We start from the raw sequence: 17,325 nt of genomic DNA on the forward strand, positions 1-17,325 counted from the left end.
ATGATAGAAAGCACCGCGGATTTCATTATGCTTATAACCTTATTCTACAGAAATCGCATCTTCGGCATTTTCTTCTTCTGGCTTCAGGATTGGCTCAGCTCTTCTGTAGCGCTGCATTCCTGTTCCTGCCGGCACAAGTTTACCGATGATAACATTTTCTTTCAGGCCGAGAAGCTCGTCGCGCTTGCCTTTGATCGCTGCATCAGTAAGCACTCTCGTTGTTTCCTGGAAGGAAGCTGCTGATAGGAACGAGTCCGTCTCAAGCGATGCTTTGGTGATACCAAGCAGAACTGGACGGCCTGTTGCCGGCAATTTCCCTTCTAAAAGTGCTTTGCGGTTAGCGTCTGTAAACTGATGGATTTCAAGCAGTGTACCTGGGAGTACATCTGTTTCACCAGCGTCGATCACCCTGATTTTGCGCATCATCTGACGCACCATTACTTCTACGTGCTTGTCGCCGATTTCAACACCCTGCATACGGTATACCTTCTGAACTTCTTTCAGCAAGTATTCCTGCACGGATTGAACGTCTTTGACTCTGAGGAGTTCCTTAGGATCGATCGAACCTTCAGTGAGTTCCTGTCCGCGGGCCACATGGTCATTTACAGCCACTTTCAGACGAGCTGTATATGGCGCAGTGTAAGTGCGGCTTTCAATTTCACCTTGGATAACGATTTCCTGCTGACGGTCTTTTCCTTCGTTGATGCCTACTACGACACCTTCCAATTCAGAGATGACAGCTTGCCCTTTAGGATTACGTGCTTCGAACAATTCCTGGATACGCGGAAGACCTTGTGTGATATCGTCTCCTGCTACCCCGCCTGTGTGGAATGTACGCATCGTCAACTGTGTTCCTGGTTCACCGATCGACTGGGCAGCGATGATACCGACTGCTTCGCCAACTTCGACTTCCTGGCCAGTCGCAAGGTTGCGTCCGTAACACTTCTTACATACGCCGTGGCGTGTATTACAAGTAAATGCAGAACGGATCCACACTTCTTCGATTCCAGAATCGACAACTTCAGTTGCCAAATCTTCTGTAATCAAGCCGTTTTCAGGGATGATAACAGCTTTTGTTTCAGGATGCTTGATTGCTTTACGTGCATAACGGCCAATCAAACGCTCTTCCAGCGGCTCGATGACTTCAGTGCCATCCTTAAGCGCTTTGATGAACAAGCCTCTGTCTGTTCCGCAATCATCTTCACGAACGATGACATCCTGGGCTACATCAACAAGACGTCGAGTCAGGTAACCTGAGTCAGCAGTCTTAAGTGCAGTATCGGCAAGACCTTTACGAGCACCGTGTGTGGAGATGAAGTATTCCAATACAGTCAGACCTTCACGGAAGGATGACTTGATCGGCAACTCAATGATTCGTCCAGCCGGGTTGGCCATCAGACCACGCATACCAGCAAGCTGCGTGAAGTTGGACGCGTTACCACGGGCACCGGAGTCACTCATCATGAAGATTGGGTTTGAATTATCTAGTGATTTCATCAGCTTAGCCTGGATATTATCCTTTGCCTGGCTCCAGATAGAAATTACGCGATCATAACGCTCATCTTCGGTGATTAGACCACGTCTGAACTGCTTAAGAACATTATCTACCTTAGTCTGTGCTTCTGAAATGATTTCCTGCTTCTCTTTAAGAACCACGATATCAGCCACACCAACCGTAATACCCGCTTTTGTCGAGTAAGTGAATCCAAGTCCCTTCATACGGTCAAGCATTTTTGATGTTTCAGTGATTTTGAACTTCTTGAATACTTCTGCAATAATGTTTCCAAGAATTTTCTTCTTGAATGGATCCACCAATGGCATTGACTTGATAACTTCCTTGACATCCGCACCTTTTTCCACAAAATACTTCTCTGGAGTTTTCTCCTCGAGGTTTTGCTTGGAAGGCTCATTGATGTAAGGGAAGGAAGCTGGAAGGATTTCGTTAAAAATCAGCTTTCCGACTGTCGTGATCAGGAGCTGGCCATTTTGCTCTTCTGTGAGTGTCTGGTTGCCAAGTGATGACGCGGCAACAGCAATTCTAGTATGAAGATGTACATAGCCATTCTGATATGCAATCAATGCTTCGTTTGAATCCTTGAACACCATTCCTTCGCCAACTGCACCCTCTCTTTCCAGAGTCAGGTAATAGTTACCTAAAACCATGTCCTGGGAAGGAGTAACAACCGGCTTTCCATCCTTAGGGTTCAGGATGTTCTGAGCAGCAAGCATCAATAGGCGTGCTTCCGCCTGGGCTTCAGCAGATAATGGTACGTGGACTGCCATCTGGTCACCGTCGAAGTCAGCATTATAAGCTGTACATACGAGCGGGTGAAGACGGATTGCGCGTCCTTCTACCAATGTCGGCTCAAACGCCTGGATACCCAATCTGTGAAGAGTTGGGGCGCGGTTCAGCAATACCGGGTGCTCCTTGATGACATCTTCAAGAACATCCCATACCTCTGGCTGGACACGCTCGATCTTGCGCTTTGCAGACTTTATGTTATGGGCTAAGCCCTTTTGTACTAATTCCTTCATGACGAACGGCTTGAATAGCTCTAAAGCCATTTCCTTCGGCAGTCCGCACTGGTACATATGCAGGTTTGGACCTACGACGATAACCGAACGACCAGAGTAGTCAACACGCTTACCGAGAAGGTTTTGACGGAAGCGGCCTTGCTTACCCTTAAGCATATGGGAAAGCGACTTCAACGGACGGTTACCAGGTCCAGTAACCGGACGGCCACGACGGCCGTTATCGATCAGGGCATCAACAGCTTCCTGAAGCATACGCTTTTCGTTCTGGACGATGATGCTTGGTGCACCAAGATCAAGAAGGCGCTTCAGTCGGTTGTTACGATTGATAACACGGCGGTACAAATCGTTCAGGTCGGATGTCGCGAAACGTCCTCCATCAAGCTGTACCATCGGGCGAAGTTCCGGCGGAATGACAGGAAGCACATCAAGGATCATCCATGATGGTTCATTGCCTGATCCACGGAAAGCTTCTACTACTTCAAGGCGTTTGATCGCGCGTGTACGGCGCTGGCCTTGAGCAGTTCTTAATTCTTCTTTAAGCATGTCTGCTTCTTTATCAAGGTCGATATCAGAAAGCAGTTTTTTGATGGCTTCAGCTCCCATTGATGCCTGGAACTTGTTGCCGTATTTTTCGCGGTAAGCACGGTATTCTTTCTCTGATAACAGCTGCTTCTTCTCAAGCGCAGTATCACCAGTTTCCGTTACCACGTATGAAGCGAAGTAAATGACTTCTTCAAGTGCACGCGGAGACATGTCAAGAACAAGTCCCATGCGGCTAGGAATCCCTTTGAAGTACCAAATGTGTGATACAGGAGCTGCAAGTTCGATGTGCCCCATTCTTTCACGGCGAACTTTGGCACGTGTAACTTCAACACCGCATCGGTCACAGACAACGCCTTTGTAGCGGACTCTCTTATACTTTCCGCAATGACATTCCCAGTCCTTTGTCGGTCCGAAGATACGCTCACAGAACAAGCCGTCTTTTTCTGGTTTTAAAGTACGATAGTTGATTGTTTCCGGCTTTTTTACCTCACCGAAAGACCAAGAACGGATCTTGTCTGGTGAAGCGAGGCCAATTTTCATGTACTCAAAATTATTAACATCTAGCAAGGGGCCTACCTCCCTTTTAATCTAGGGTTTTACCCTTATGGCCATCAAAGAGGAACACACGTGGACAATACTGTTATTCAACTGTTTGTACACGTGTGCCAATTAGATGGACCTATTCTTTCATTCCTACTTTTTCAGAATTCATTTCTTCTGTTTCCGGAGCAATTGTCAATGTTTCAGCATGCTGCAGTTCTTCTTCATCATCGAAGTCGCGCATTTCGATTTCTTTTTCATCGCCTGAAAGGATCTTAACATCCATACCAAGACTCTGAAGTTCTTTCATCAATACTTTGAATGACTCAGGGACACCTGGCTCTGGTACGTTTTCACCTTTAACAATCGCTTCATATGTTTTAACACGTCCGACAACGTCATCGGACTTGACAGTTAAGATTTCCTGCAATGTGTATGCGGCGCCGTATGCTTCAAGCGCCCAAACCTCCATCTCCCCGAAACGCTGTCCGCCGAACTGGGCTTTACCGCCAAGTGGCTGCTGCGTAACAAGTGAGTATGGTCCAGTAGAACGAGCGTGAAGCTTATCGTCTACCATGTGAGCAAGCTTGATCATGTACATGACACCGACTGATACACGGTTATCGAACGGTTCGCCTGTGCGTCCATCATAAAGGATGGTCTTCGCGTCTCTTGCCATGCCTGCTTCCTCGATCGTCGCCCATACATCTTCCTCACGGGCACCATCGAATACTGGTGAAGCAACATGGATTCCAAGGTAGCGTGCAGCCATACCAAGGTGGAGCTCAAGCACCTGACCGATGTTCATACGTGATGGAACCCCTAGAGGGTTAAGCATGATATCGACTGGTGTACCGTCCGGTAGGAAAGGCATATCCTCTTCCGGAAGAATTTTCGAGATAACCCCTTTGTTACCGTGTCGTCCTGCCATTTTATCACCTTCAGAAATCTTACGCTTCTGAACGATGTAAGCACGGACAAGCTGATTTACGCCAGGAGGAAGCTCGTCGCCATCTTCGCGGTTGAAAACTTTGACGTCAAGGACAATCCCGCCGCCGCCGTGTGGAACACGCAATGAAGTATCGCGGACTTCCCTTGCTTTTTCACCGAAGATTGCGTGAAGGAGGCGTTCTTCTGCTGTAAGCTCAGTAACCCCTTTAGGTGTTACCTTACCTACAAGAAGATCTCCGTCCTTGACTTCGGCACCGACACGGATGATTCCGCGCTCGTCAAGGTTTCTTAAAGCATCTTCCCCGACGTTTGGAATATCGCGTGTGATTTCTTCAGGCCCAAGCTTTGTATCGCGGGACTCTGATTCATATTCTTCAATATGGATCGATGTATACACATCATCCTTAACGAGGCGCTCACTCATGATGATCGCATCCTCGTAGTTGTAACCATTCCATGTCATGAAGCCAACAAGGACATTCCGTCCGAGTGCCAGTTCACCTTTTTCCATAGACGGACCATCAGCAAGGATTTCTCCTTTCACTACACGGTCCCCAACGCTTACGATCGGGCGCTGGTTGTAGCATGTGCCCTGGTTGGAACGGATGAACTTAAGCATACGGTACTTATCAAGGTCTCCCTTGACTTCCTGTCCGTCCACTTCAGTCACGCGGCGCACCCATACTTGACGGGCTTCAACGTGCTCAACGATTCCTTCATGCTTACAGATGACTGCTGCACCGGAATCCTTTGCATTCACGTGCTCCATTCCTGTTCCGACGATCGGTGCTTCAGGCTGCATCAATGGAACAGCCTGACGCTGCATGTTCGCTCCCATGAGGGCACGGTTCGAGTCATCGTTTTCCAAGAACGGGATACACGCTGTCGCTGCAGATACTACCTGTTTTGGCGAGACGTCCATGTAATCGACACGGTCACGCTTGACAACAGTGTTTTCACCGCGGAAACGCGCAACAACTTCTTCATCCAGGAAGGAGCCGTCATCATCAAGGCGAGCATTCGCCTGTGCCACAACATAGTTATCTTCTTCATCAGCTGTTAAGTAATCGAAATGGCTTGTCACTTTTCCTGTCTCAGGGTCAACACGGCGGTACGGAGTCTCGATGAATCCGAAGCGGTTTACCTTCGCGAAACTTGAAAGTGAGTTGATCAAACCGATGTTTGGTCCCTCAGGCGTTTCAATCGGACACATACGACCATAGTGGGAGTAGTGAACGTCACGCACTTCGAAGCCAGCGCGTTCACGTGTAAGACCACCAGGTCCCAATGCAGAAAGACGCCTTTTATGTGTCAATTCAGCCAGCGGGTTTGTCTGGTCCATGAACTGGGAAAGCTGGGAGCTTCCAAAGAACTCTTTAATGGACGCGATAACCGGGCGAATATTGATTAATTGCTGAGGTGTGATTGTGTTTGTGTCCTGGATGGACATTCTTTCACGAACGACACGCTCCATTCTCGATAAACCAATACGGAATTGGTTTTGAAGCAGTTCACCAACAGAACGAAGGCGTCTGTTTCCTAAATGGTCGATATCATCCGTGTCGCCTACACCATGCAGCAGGTTAAAGAAGTAGCTGATGGATGCAATGATATCAGCAGGCGTGATGTTCTTGATTGCTTCAGGTACATACGCATTCCCCAATACATTGATCTCTTTTTCACCTTCATCATTAGGCGCATAGATCTTAATGCTTTGCAGATTGATGTCCTCTTCAACCACGCCGCCATAAGGGCTTGAAGTCTTGAAGCCAACATTGCTCTCCAGCGCAGGGATGATCTTATCCAAAGTACGGCGGTCAAGGGTGACGCCTTTCTCTGCGATGATCTCTCCTGTTTCCGGATCCACTAATGTTTCTGCAAGCTTTTGCCCGAATAAACGATTTTTAATATGAAGCTTTTTGTTGATTTTATAACGACCTACATTTGCAAGGTCATAGCGCTTAGGATCAAAGAATCTTGATACCAGAAGGCTTTTAGCGTTGTCAACTGTAGGCGGTTCGCCAGGACGGAGACGCTCATAAATTTCAAGGAGCGCTTTTTCCGTACTTTCCGTATTGTCTTTTTCAAGAGTATTACGGATATATTCGTTATCACCGATCAGATCAATGATTTCTTGATCAGAACCGAACCCTAATGCACGCAAAAGAACCGTAACAGGGAGCTTCCTCGTACGATCGATCCTTACATATACAACATCCTTGGCATCTGTTTCATACTCTAACCAGGCGCCGCGGTTCGGGATCACGGTAGCAGAAAAACCTTTCTTGCCGTTCTTATCCAGCTTTCCGCTATAGTACACACTTGGTGAACGGACAAGCTGAGATACGATAACCCTTTCAGCACCATTGATCACAAATGTGCCAGTCTCTGTCATAAGCGGGAAATCGCCCATGAAAACGTCCTGGTCCTTTACTTCACCTGTTTCCTTATTCACAAGGCGGACCTTAACTCGCAAAGGTGCAGAGTACGTGACGTCTCTTTCTTTTGATTCTTCCACTGGATATTTCGGTTCGCCAAGACTGTAATCGATAAACTCTAGCGATAAGTTACCAGTAAAGTCTTCAATCGGTGAAATGTCCTGGAACATTTCCCGGAGGCCCTCATCAAGAAACCACTGATAGGAAGAGGTTTGAATTTCAATCAAATTCGGCAATTCCAAAACTTCACTGATGCGAGCATAACTTCTACGTTGGCGGTGTCGTCCATACTGAACTAGTTGACCTGTCAACTGATTCACCCCTCAAATCAAGCGTTATTATTCATCTATCCCTGTCTTGTCCATGAAGTTCCCTCCATTTCAAAAGACAAAAAGAAAAAGGGTTTTCACCTAAAAACCACAATTCCTGCAACGAACAATTATTTTGTTAGTTTTCCCTTTATGCCCAAAATTATACAACTTTCGATGAAATTAGCATATGAAAAGGAAACTAATATATTGGCATTTTATAATATTAACATAGCGGTTTTCTCACGTCAACATTTTACAGATTTGAGAATAAAGTATCCTTTACTTTTAGCCGCAATGTCTACATTGCCAAACAGTTCCTTCATTTTTTCCATCGCAGATGGAGCACCCTGCTTTTTCTGGATGACCACCCAGAGTTCTCCTTCTTCTGCCAGATGCATGGCGCTTTGTTCAAAGATCTCATGAACAACCTTCTTGCCGGCACGGATTGGCGGATTGGTCAAAATTGCAGTAAATCCGTTTTCTTCTACTCCGGTCAATCGGTCACTTTCATAGATTTTCACATTATCTAATTTATTTTCTGCCGCATTTTCCTTCGCAAGCATGATCGCTCTCTCATTCACATCCACCATGTGGACCGTCGCATCAGGATAGGCCTTTGCCAGCGAAAGCCCAATTGGCCCATAGCCGCAGCCAACATCCAAAATCATCCCATCAGGATTATTCAGTTCAAAGGTGTCAATCAATAGCCTTGAACCAAAATCAACTTCCTTCTTTGAAAAAACACCGCTGTCCGTCTTAAAGCGGAAGCTGTTCCCTTTCAATTCACTTTGCCATTTTACCGGATTGCTTTCAGTACTGGGTTTGCGGGAGTAATAATGTTCAGTCAAAATCTCTCACCTCCACGGGGACATATTGAAGAATGCGATTGCGGATTGCATTGCTACTGCGGTATTATAAACTTTTTAAATTTAAAAAGCAAAAAACAGAGGTGTTCTAATCAAGAAGGGCCGAATCAGGTTTTCCTGATACAAACTCTTCCATTAGATATAAAGCGAAAAAAAAGCCCGCTGTAGCAGCGAGCTTTTTGTTGTAAGGTTGATTACTTAACTTCGACGTTAGCTCCAACTTCTTCAAGCTTAGCTTTAACTTCTTCAGCTTCTTCTTTAGAAACGCCTTCTTTAAGAGCTTTTGGAGTGTTGTCAACAAGTTCTTTTGCTTCTTTAAGTCCAAGACCTGTGATTTCACGTACAACTTTGATAACCTTGATCTTCTGGTCGCCAGCAGATGCAAGAACTACGTCAAATTCAGTTTGCTCTTCAGCAACAGCTCCAGCAGCTCCACCCATCATTGCAACTGGTGCAGCAGCAGTTACGCCGAATTCTTCTTCGATTGCTTTTACTAGATCGTTAAGTTCTAAAACAGTCATGCTTTTAACTGCTTCAATGATTTGTTCTTTAGTCATGATTTGTTTCCTCCTAATAGGTTAATTTTTTATTGTTAAACGGTAATTATTTTTAGCTTACGCGCCTTGCTCTTCTTTCTGGTCTGCAACAGCTTTTGCAGCAAGAGCAAGATTGCGGATTGGAGCTTGAAGTACGCTGAGTAGCATAGAAAGTAGACCTTCGCGAGACGGTAGGTCTGCAAGTGCCTTGATTTCTTCTACTGTAACGATGTTGCCTTCAACCACGCCCGCCTTGATTTCAAGAGCGTCATGCTTTTTAGCGAATTCGTTAAGAATCTTAGCTGGTGCAACTACATCTTCAGTACTGAACGCGATTGCGTTAGGACCTGTTAAAGATGCGTTTAAGTCAGCAAGTTCAGCAGCTTCAGCAGCACGGCGTGTCATAGAGTTCTTGTAAACTTTGAATTCTACGCCTGCTTCACGAAGCTCTTTACGAAGTTCAGTTACTTCAGAAACTGTAAGTCCGCGGTAATCAACAACGATTGTTGATTTGCTTTCTTTTAGTTTGCCAGCAATCTCGTCAACGATTTGCTTTTTTACTTCAATAACTTTGCTCATCCTTACACCTCCTGTAGATTTCTCATTTATACCGAACAAATAAAAACCTCCGCATCTGGACAGACACGGAGGAAGTATACAATAGTAAAAGTGTTGATCTATCGTATGACCTCGGCAGGTTATTAAGCTAAGAGCCCCTGCTGTCTGCGGTACAAATGTTATTTTATTTTCACAACAAGAAGAATTATATCTAATGCTTCTTTAATTGTCAAATACTATTATTTTACAGTTGAAGGATCTACTTTAACGCCAGGTCCCATTGTAGTAGAGATCGTAACGTTCTTCATGTAAGTTCCTTTTGCTGCAGCTGGCTTAACCTTCATCATTGTTTCGAAGATTGTGTTGAAGTTTTCAACAAGCTTGTTGTCTTCGAAAGAAACTTTTCCGATAGGTACGTGGATGTTACCAGACTTATCAACGCGGTATTCAACTTTACCAGCTTTGATTTCGTTAACAGCTTTTGTTACATCGAAAGTAACAGTGCCAGTCTTAGGGTTTGGCATTAAGCCTTTAGGTCCTAATACGCGGCCAAGCTTACCAACTTCACCCATCATGTCAGGTGTAGCAACGATTACATCGAAATCGAACCAGCCTTGCTGGATCTTGTTGATGTATTCTGCATCGCCAACATAGTCAGCGCCAGCAGCTTCTGCTTCTTTCAACTTTTCGCCTTTAGCGAATACTAGTACACGTTGAGTTTTACCAGTTCCGTTTGGAAGCACAACCGCTCCACGGATTTGCTGGTCAGCTTTCTTAGGGTCTACACCCAGACGGAAAGCAGCTTCAACTGTAGCGTCAAATTTAACTGTGCTTGTCTTTTTAGCAAGCTCAATTGCTTCAGCAGCTGTATATGCTTGAGAGCGATCTACAAGCTTAGCAGCTTCAAGATACTTTTTACCTTTTTTAGCCATTTTTATTTCCTCCTAAATTGTGGTTTTAACGGAATAACCTCCCACGATGAAAAGCGAAGGCGCCTCGTCTAGCCCCGACAGGCACTGGAGGGCCGAACGATGAAGTCGTTCTTTGACTTCAACGGGCGGACCGAAGTGACCGAGGGGTTAGGCGCCGCAGCTAGACAACGAAAAGCGGAGGTGCCTTTTGAACAAAGCACCAGAGCTTGAAAAGCGAAGGCGCCATAAAGGCGCCGTTTCAGACAAAAGGTTGCGGGTGAAATCTAATTCAGCTCCGCAACCCATTCATCCTCTGCAGCAGAAATTAGTCTTCGATATTGATTCCCATGCTGCGTGCAGTACCTTCAACCATGCGCATTGCTGCTTCAACGCTAGCTGCGTTCAGGTCAGGCATTTTCTGTTCAGCAATCTCACGTACTTTCTCACGCTTGACTGTTGCTACTTTATTACGGTTTGGTTCACCAGAACCAGACTGGATTCCAGCTGCTACCTTCAAAAGAACTGCAGCAGGAGGAGTTTTCGTAATAAATGTAAATGAACGGTCTTCAAAAACCGTGATTTCAACAGGAATGATTAGTCCAGCTTGGTCAGCTGTACGAGCGTTAAACTCCTTACAGAATCCCATGATATTAACACCGGCTTGACCTAGTGCAGGTCCAACTGGTGGTGCCGGATTGGCTTTACCAGCAGGGATTTGCAACTTAACCATCTTAATTACTTTTTTAGCCACGAGACACACCTCCTTAAAGTCCGTGATGTGGTAATAGGGGATTTTCCCCTCCCACTCATTTTAAAAGTCTTTATATAAAATAAAGAACTTGACATATATCTGTCAATCGTCCAAGACATACTGACCTATGAAATATTAACACTTTTTAAAGTTGATTTCAAGCTATTTCAAATTATAATTTTTGTATCTGTGTAAATTCAAGCTCAACCGGGGTATCACGGCCGAACATATTGACAAGAACTTTGAGCTTCGCCTTGTCCTTGTCGATCTCTTCGATTGTGCCAGTGAAGTTGGCAAACGGCCCTTCGCTGACCTGGACTGTTTCACCAAGCTCGAAGTTGACATCGACTTTCTTTTCCTCCACGCCCATGCGCTTAAGGATGAAGGTGACTTCTTCAGGCAAAAGCGGAGTCGGTTTTGAACCTGCCCCGGCAGAACCTACGAAACCTGTTACACCTGGCGTGTTGCGCACAACATACCATGAATCATCCGTCATCACCAATTCTACAAGTACATAACCAGGGAATGTCTTGCGCTTCACAACTTTCTTCTTGCCGTTTTTGAAATCCGTCTCTTCTTCTTCAGGTACGATCACGCGGAAAATCTTATCTTGCATGCCCATTGTTTCAACACGTTTTTCAAGATTCGTTTTGACCTTATTCTCATAGCCTGAGTACGTATGCACTACATACCAATTCTTTTCCATCATCGAGGACTAAATCGTCCGTCCCTCCCCATTTCCACATGCACACCGAAAAAGCGTCATTGCCTTTGACAGCCCGCCGAGCGCTGCCTGTGCACAGGTGATTTTTTCAAGCAAATAAAAAACCCGGTATCCGGGCTTTTAAACTTGTCCTGCGTTATATTTTCCATTATACCATGAGTCCGTATTGGTTATTCAAGAATTAAGCGAATCAATTCAGAAATACCAAGGTCGATCACTGAGAAGAAAAGAGCAGCAAAAGCTACTGTAGACAGAACCGTAATCGTGTAACGAGTCAATTCCTTGCGTCTAGGCCAGCTGACCTTCTTCATTTCACGTCCAACTTCACTGAAAAACTTAGTGATGCGCTGCATTTTGTAACCTCCAACTTATCGGAATTCCATATGATGATCTATCTGAAAACCTTATTTCGTTTCTTTATGAACAGTATGGGCACCGCAGTTGCTGCAGTACTTTTTCAGTTCAAGCCGTTCTGATTGTGTTTGCTTATTGCTCGTGGTGGAATAGTTGCGCGAACCGCATTCTCCACAAGCAAGAGTCACTTTTTTTGTTCATCATGACACAGCACCTGCTTCAATAGTCTGGTTTCATCCTATGAAACCGCCATCTTATATCTTTAAAAATGTAACATGGCTGATAGATTGTGTCAATAAGGGGTTCTGAGATTAAAAGTCAGTTTTGTGGCTATTTTTGGGCAATTCCAGCTACACTGACAGCTCCCTCAGCTCCAGATATCTCTCAAGCTTCCGCTTCACCCGCTGGAGCGCGTTGTCAATGGACTTGACATGGCGGTTCAGCTCTTCTGAAATTTCCTGATAGGATTGGCCGTCCAAATACAGTGCGAGCACTTTTCTTTCCAGGTCACTCAGCAGTTCCGACATCTTCACTTCAATCTGGTCAAATTCTTCCTGATTGATGAAAAGTTCTTCGGGATCCATCACCTTCGCACCTGATAATACATCCATTAGCGTTCTGTCTGATTCCTCGTCATAAATCGGCTTGTCCAGGGAGACGTATGAATTCAGCGGGATATGTTTTTGCCTGGTTGCCGTTTTGATGGCCGTAATGATCTGACGGGTAATGCAAAGCTCGGCAAATGCCTTGAAAGACGTAAGCTTGTCCTCACGGAAGTCACGGATGGCTTTATATAAACCTATCATTCCTTCCTGCACAATATCCTCTTTATCTGCACCAATCAAAAAATAGGATCGTGCTTTGGCCCGGACAAAGTTCCTGTATTTGTGAATCAGAAAATCAAGCGCGTCACTTTCTCCTCTGTGCACCGCTTCCACTATTTCTTCATCCTCTAGCAACATATAAGCTTCATTTAAACGATTCCCGATGTCAGCACTCATATCGATCCCCCCGCCCGCACATACAGTTAGAAATATTATACAGCAGGCTTTTTTAAGGCGTCAACAGGTCATTGCTCCCCTCTGCGCCATTTTTCAAAAATTTCTGCCACTTCTTTTGTAAGCGGAATCTTGGCGCTAGGCTTTTCTTGCTGAATGACCTTCACATGTTTTTCTATATTTTGGCTGATATTATTCGTTTCGTTGAGCAGCTCCCTCGCTGACTTCCTGAGCGCACCCTGTCCAAAAATCGCCCATTGCTCAGTGAAGTCGGAGGTCGCCACGTGAATCTGTGTTTTGCGGTTGCTGAGGGCGATTGCCAGCCTTTCAATTCGTTCATCGGCAGTCTCATTCTCTTTTGTAAAAATGACTTCCACCTTATAGTTCTTATACTTTTTTTGTGTTCCCGATACAAAATGAGCGTCAAATACGATAATGACACGATAGCCTGTATATGCCTGATATTCGGCCATGATCTCGACCAGCCTGTCTCTGGCGGCCGATAGCTCTTTTTTCTTCAGGCTGTTCAGCTCCGGCCATGCACCGATGATGTTGTAACCGTCAACAAGCAGAATGTCCATGACTATTCCCCTAGCGGGTGGCGTTTACGGTGCACTTCATACATCAGCAATGCTGCAGCTACAGACGCATTCAACGATGTTACATGTCCAGTCATCGGAAGACTTAACAGGAAATCACATTTATCACGGATAAGCCTGCCCATTCCTTTTCCTTCACTGCCAATCACTAGCCCTAAAGGCAGAGTTCCATCGATCTGGCGGTAATCCTGCTTTGCCGAAGCATCGGTCCCGGCAATCCAGACTCCGCGACCCTTCAATTCATCAATCGTCTGAGCCATATTGGTGACCCTGACAACTGGTATATATTCGATTGCCCCAGTTGAAGCCTTGGCAACCGTCGCCGTCAGTCCGACAGCCCGCCTTTTCGGGATGATGATTCCATGCGCTCCCGAAGCATCAGCTGTCCTCATGATTGAACCAAGGTTATGCGGGTCCTCGATTTCATCAAGCAGCAGGAAGAATGGTGCCTCGTTTTTCTTTTCCGCTCCCGCGAACAAGTCATCGATTTCTGCGTATTCATAGGCTGCTACCTGGGCAATTACCCCCTGGTGGTTGCCGTCAGCAATCTGGTCGATTTTCTTTTTCGGGACGAACTGGACCATAACATTGGCTTCCCTCGCCATCCCGATGACCTGCTGCATTTGACCGCTTTGCGACCCTTCCGCGATCAGGATCTTATTGATGTCACGCTCGGATTTCAATGCCTCGATCACCGGATTCTTCCCGATGATGTAATCCTGGTTTTCGGTTTGGCCGCCGAACTCTTCCTGTCTTGGTTTGTGCTTCAAGCTGTCGCTGCGTTTCTGTTCTGGTTTCTGTCCCTGGACCCTGGCTGTTGTCCTCTTCGGTCTGTCATCCTGTCTCTGCGCCTGATTCCGAGCTGGTTTCCGTTTCTTGTCATCTTCATGCTTCTGCCTGTTGTTCCGGTTCTGTTTTTGTTTCTGGTTCTGGCTCATGTGGAATTGTTCCTCCCATCTATTCTTCAGCAAGTGCAAATACAGTGGTAATCAGTTCCTCTATCCGTTTCTCATTTCCTGCCAGATACAAATAACCGATCAAGGCCTCAAAGGCTGTGCTGTAACGGTATGTTTGGACATCGGTGTTTTTCGGGACAGATCCTGACTTCGCGTTCCGGCCTCTTTTCACAATGGTGATTTCCTCTTCGGACAATGCTTCCATGTCGAGCAGCTTATGGAGGTATTTCGCCTGTGATTTAGCCGATACATAGGCCGTAGCTTCCTTGTGCAGCTGGTTCGGCCGGACTCTGCCGCTGTGCAGCAGGTGATGCCGGACATATAGTTCGTATACGGCATCACCCATATAAGCAAGCGCAAGACTGTTCAGTTGTTTTTCATCTACTTTTTGTTCGTAATGCAGCATCATTTAGCCTCTTTTCCATCTGATGCCTTGTGGTGTGTCTTCAATGATGATATTCATTTCCTTCAGCTGGTCACGGATTTCGTCGGCAAGTTGGAAGTTCCTTTCCTTGCGGGCCTGAGTCCGTTTTTCGATCAGTGCCTCTATTTCTTCATCAAGAAGCTCCTCTTCCTTCAGGGAAAGACCAAGCACATCGAACAATGTTTCGAATTCATTCATGAATGCCATGATGATTTCCTCCGAAGTATTCTTTTCCATCAAGTACAAATTGGAGAGCTTTGATAGTTCAAACAAGCTGGATACCCCATTTGCCGTATTGAAGTCATCATCCATATCCTTGATGAACTCTTCGCGCAGCCCAGCGATTTTATCAAGCCACTCCTGATTGTTGTCCGTAAGGTTCGCAGTTGCTTCCAGACGGTGCTTCAGATTCTGATAAGAAGTCTTCAGACGCTCGAAAGCAGCCTTTGTCTTTTCGAGCAGTTCTTCGCTGTAGTTGATCGGATTACGGTAATGAACGGAAAGCATGAAAAATCTTAGCACCTGTGGGTCATGCTGTTTAATGATGTCATGCACTGTGACAAAGTTGCCAAGGGACTTTGACATTTTTTCGTTATCGATATTGATATAGCCATTGTGCATCCAGTAACGGGCAAACGTCTTGCCAGTCAATGCCTCTGACTGTGCGATTTCATTTTCATGGTGCGGGAATGCCAAGTCCTGTCCTCCCGCGTGGATGTCGATGGTATCCCCGAGGTATTCACGCGCCATCGCCGAGCACTCGATGTGCCAGCCCGGACGGCCTTTGCCCCAAGGACTATCCCAAGAGATTTCGCCTTCTTTCGCAGCTTTCCAGAGCACGAAATCCAGGGCATCCTGTTTCTTCTCCCCGACCTGGATCCTTGCGCCGACCTTCAGTTCCTCAATCGACTGGTGGGACAGCTTCCCGTATTCCTTGAAATGCCTTGTGCGGTAATACACGTCTCCGCCTGACTCGTAGGCAAACCCTTTATCAATCAGGGCGCTTATGAATTCAATGATCAAATCCATCGTTTCCGTAACCCTCGGATGCGCATCCGCTTTTTTGCAGCCTAGCGCGTGGACGTCTTCAAAATAAGCATTGATGAATCGTTCCGCAATCGCAGGAACATCCACCCCAAGCTCATTCGCAGCCTTGATCAGCTTATCGTCTACGTCGGTGAAATTGGAGACATATCGGACATCATAGCCGCGGAACTCCAGATAACGGCGGACCGTATCAAAAACGATGGCCGGGCGGGCATTTCCGATATGAATGTAGTTATAGACGGTCGGACCGCACACATACATTTTCACTTTTCCCTCTTCTAAAGGGATAAACTCTTCTTTATTCCGTGTCAGTGTATTATAAATCTTAATTCCCATCTTCCATGCCCCTTCCTTGCTTCGCATCTACAAGTTCTTTTTGCAGCCTGACTGCTTCGAGTTCCTTATTCAGTCTATCTAATTCCATTTCAATATCCTTGCAGCGATCCGCCACAGGATCCGGCAAATCACGGTGATTCAAGTCCTTCTTGATTCTGACGCCATCCTGGATGACAATCTTGCCAGGAATGCCGACAACGGTAGAATTCGGCGGTACATCCTTAAGGACAACAGATCCCGCCCCTACCTTAGAATTTTCCCCAATTGTGATCGAACCTAAAACCTTTGCTCCTGTCGCGATCAGAGCATTGTCTTTCACCGTCGGGTGGCGCTTTCCTTTTTCCTTCCCGGTTCCGCCAAGAGTGACCCCCTGAAACACGGTTACGTTATCGCCAATTTCACATGTTTCCCCTATGACAACTCCCATCCCATGGTCGATGAAAAAACGTCTTCCAATCTTCGCACCAGGATGGATTTCAACCCCGGTGAAAAAGCGGCTGATCTGGGAAATCGCCCTTGCGATAAAAAAGAATTTCCGCTTGTAAAGGGCATGGGCTAAACGATGAGCCCAGATCGCATGCAGCCCTGCATACGTCAAAACCACTTCAAGCGCGCTTCTGGCAGAAGGATCCTGATCAAAAACAACGTCTATATCTTCCTTCAGCATTTTAAACATGAGGAACCCTCCCTTTCTTTAATCCTTTTCTGGACAATCCGGTTATTCCAGCCGGATATCATGGTCCAAACAAATAAAAAAGCGCCCCTGTCGCAGATCGACAGAGACGCTTGGTATGCGCGGTTCCACTCTGTTTAGGCCGTAAAACACAACCTCAACTTTGACCTGTTAACGGGAGGTCCCGCCCATTGCTACTCAGATAAGAATCCGTTCGCAAAGGGGCTCCGAGGCGCATTTCAAAAAATGAGAGGCCTGAACCACTTTCAGCCGG

The 17,325-nt window shown here is 46.1% G+C and carries 16 protein-coding genes and 2 other annotated features (1 of these 18 cut by a window edge); all 16 genes read right to left on the minus strand.

Going from position 1 to position 17,325, the window contains the following annotated elements:
* Window positions 1-39: 39 nt before the first annotated feature.
* Complete coding sequence (gene rpoC / locus EJA10_RS21820) at window positions 40-3,645, minus strand: DNA-directed RNA polymerase subunit beta' (protein WP_125482143.1); 3,606 nt, start codon at window positions 3,643-3,645, stop codon at window positions 40-42.
* A gap of 112 nt (window positions 3,646-3,757) precedes the next feature.
* Window positions 3,758-7,318 (minus strand): DNA-directed RNA polymerase subunit beta, encoded by a 3,561-nt coding sequence (gene rpoB / locus EJA10_RS21825; protein WP_125482144.1) that lies wholly within the window; start codon window positions 7,316-7,318, stop codon window positions 3,758-3,760.
* A gap of 245 nt (window positions 7,319-7,563) precedes the next feature.
* Entirely contained in the window at window positions 7,564-8,166 is a 603-nt protein-coding gene (locus tag EJA10_RS21830; protein ID WP_125482145.1) for a class I SAM-dependent methyltransferase, read from the minus strand.
* 212 nt (window positions 8,167-8,378) lie between these two features.
* Window positions 8,379-8,741, minus strand: a complete 363-nt coding sequence (rplL, locus tag EJA10_RS21835; protein WP_125482146.1) for a 50S ribosomal protein L7/L12 — start codon at window positions 8,739-8,741, stop codon at window positions 8,379-8,381.
* 57 nt (window positions 8,742-8,798) lie between these two features.
* Entirely contained in the window at window positions 8,799-9,299 is a 501-nt protein-coding gene (gene rplJ, locus EJA10_RS21840) for a 50S ribosomal protein L10 (protein ID WP_125482147.1), read from the minus strand.
* Window positions 9,300-9,330: 31 nt separating this feature from the next.
* Window positions 9,331-9,467 (minus strand) — a sequence feature (ribosomal protein L10 leader region).
* A 50-nt stretch (window positions 9,468-9,517) separates the two neighbouring features.
* The gene (rplA, locus tag EJA10_RS21845) at window positions 9,518-10,210 is read right to left on the minus strand and encodes a 50S ribosomal protein L1 (protein ID WP_125482148.1); all 693 of its coding nucleotides are present in this window, start codon (window positions 10,208-10,210) and stop codon (window positions 9,518-9,520) included.
* 304 nt (window positions 10,211-10,514) lie between these two features.
* Complete coding sequence (gene rplK / locus EJA10_RS21850) at window positions 10,515-10,940, minus strand: 50S ribosomal protein L11 (RefSeq protein WP_142999694.1); 426 nt, start codon at window positions 10,938-10,940, stop codon at window positions 10,515-10,517.
* A 172-nt stretch (window positions 10,941-11,112) separates the two neighbouring features.
* A complete protein-coding gene (nusG, locus tag EJA10_RS21855) occupies window positions 11,113-11,646 on the minus strand; it encodes a transcription termination/antitermination protein NusG (RefSeq protein WP_125482166.1) in 534 nt (177 codons plus the stop codon).
* 188 nt (window positions 11,647-11,834) lie between these two features.
* Complete coding sequence (secE, locus tag EJA10_RS21860) at window positions 11,835-12,017, minus strand: preprotein translocase subunit SecE (protein WP_125482150.1); 183 nt, start codon at window positions 12,015-12,017, stop codon at window positions 11,835-11,837.
* A 51-nt stretch (window positions 12,018-12,068) separates the two neighbouring features.
* On the minus strand, window positions 12,069-12,206 hold the full coding sequence (gene rpmG / locus EJA10_RS21865) for a 50S ribosomal protein L33 (protein ID WP_125482151.1): 138 nt from the start codon (window positions 12,204-12,206) through the stop codon (window positions 12,069-12,071).
* 162 nt (window positions 12,207-12,368) lie between these two features.
* Window positions 12,369-13,019, minus strand: coding sequence for an RNA polymerase sporulation sigma factor SigH (sigH, locus tag EJA10_RS21870; RefSeq protein WP_125482152.1), 651 nt, complete (start codon window positions 13,017-13,019; stop codon window positions 12,369-12,371).
* A 68-nt stretch (window positions 13,020-13,087) separates the two neighbouring features.
* Window positions 13,088-13,597, minus strand: a complete 510-nt coding sequence (locus EJA10_RS21875; protein ID WP_125482153.1) for an NYN domain-containing protein — start codon at window positions 13,595-13,597, stop codon at window positions 13,088-13,090.
* Window positions 13,598-13,599: 2 nt separating this feature from the next.
* The gene (rlmB, locus tag EJA10_RS21880) at window positions 13,600-14,385 is read right to left on the minus strand and encodes a 23S rRNA (guanosine(2251)-2'-O)-methyltransferase RlmB (RefSeq protein WP_125482167.1); all 786 of its coding nucleotides are present in this window, start codon (window positions 14,383-14,385) and stop codon (window positions 13,600-13,602) included.
* A 187-nt stretch (window positions 14,386-14,572) separates the two neighbouring features.
* Complete coding sequence (locus EJA10_RS21885) at window positions 14,573-14,977, minus strand: Mini-ribonuclease 3 (protein WP_125482168.1); 405 nt, start codon at window positions 14,975-14,977, stop codon at window positions 14,573-14,575.
* A 3-nt stretch (window positions 14,978-14,980) separates the two neighbouring features.
* Window positions 14,981-16,378, minus strand: a complete 1,398-nt coding sequence (gene cysS, locus EJA10_RS21890) for a cysteine--tRNA ligase (RefSeq protein ID WP_125482154.1) — start codon at window positions 16,376-16,378, stop codon at window positions 14,981-14,983.
* A complete protein-coding gene (gene cysE, locus EJA10_RS21895) occupies window positions 16,368-17,054 on the minus strand; it encodes a serine O-acetyltransferase (protein ID WP_125482155.1) in 687 nt (228 codons plus the stop codon). Before cysE ends, cysS begins: the two co-directional genes overlap by 11 nt.
* 99 nt (window positions 17,055-17,153) lie before the next feature.
* Window positions 17,154-17,325, minus strand: a binding site (T-box leader); it runs 56 nt beyond the window's last position.

The organism is Mesobacillus subterraneus, from assembly GCF_003937825.1.
GTDB classification, from domain to species: domain Bacteria; phylum Bacillota; class Bacilli; order Bacillales; family Cytobacillaceae; genus Mesobacillus; species Mesobacillus subterraneus.

Bases quoted from the DNA above. Each gene is read 5' to 3' on its own strand.
- rplL (WP_125482146.1), bottom strand. From the start codon at position 8,741: ATGACTAAAGAACAAATCATTGAAGCAGTTAAAAGCATGACTGTTTTA.
- rplJ (WP_125482147.1), bottom strand. From the start codon at position 9,299: ATGAGCAAAGTTATTGAAGTAAAAAAGCAAATCGTTGACGAGATTGCT.
- rplA (WP_125482148.1), bottom strand. From the start codon at position 10,210: ATGGCTAAAAAAGGTAAAAAGTATCTTGAAGCTGCTAAGCTTGTAGAT.
- nusG (WP_125482166.1), bottom strand. From the start codon at position 11,646: ATGGAAAAGAATTGGTATGTAGTGCATACGTACTCAGGCTATGAGAAT.
- secE (WP_125482150.1), bottom strand. From the start codon at position 12,017: ATGCAGCGCATCACTAAGTTTTTCAGTGAAGTTGGACGTGAAATGAAG.
- sigH (WP_125482152.1), bottom strand. From the start codon at position 13,019: ATGAGTGCTGACATCGGGAATCGTTTAAATGAAGCTTATATGTTGCTA.
- EJA10_RS21875 (WP_125482153.1), bottom strand. From the start codon at position 13,597: ATGGACATTCTGCTTGTTGACGGTTACAACATCATCGGTGCATGGCCG.
- EJA10_RS21885 (WP_125482168.1), bottom strand. From the start codon at position 14,977: ATGCTGCATTACGAACAAAAAGTAGATGAAAAACAACTGAACAGTCTT.
- cysS (WP_125482154.1), bottom strand. From the start codon at position 16,378: ATGGGAATTAAGATTTATAATACACTGACACGGAATAAAGAAGAGTTT.
- cysE (WP_125482155.1), bottom strand. From the start codon at position 17,054: ATGTTTAAAATGCTGAAGGAAGATATAGACGTTGTTTTTGATCAGGAT.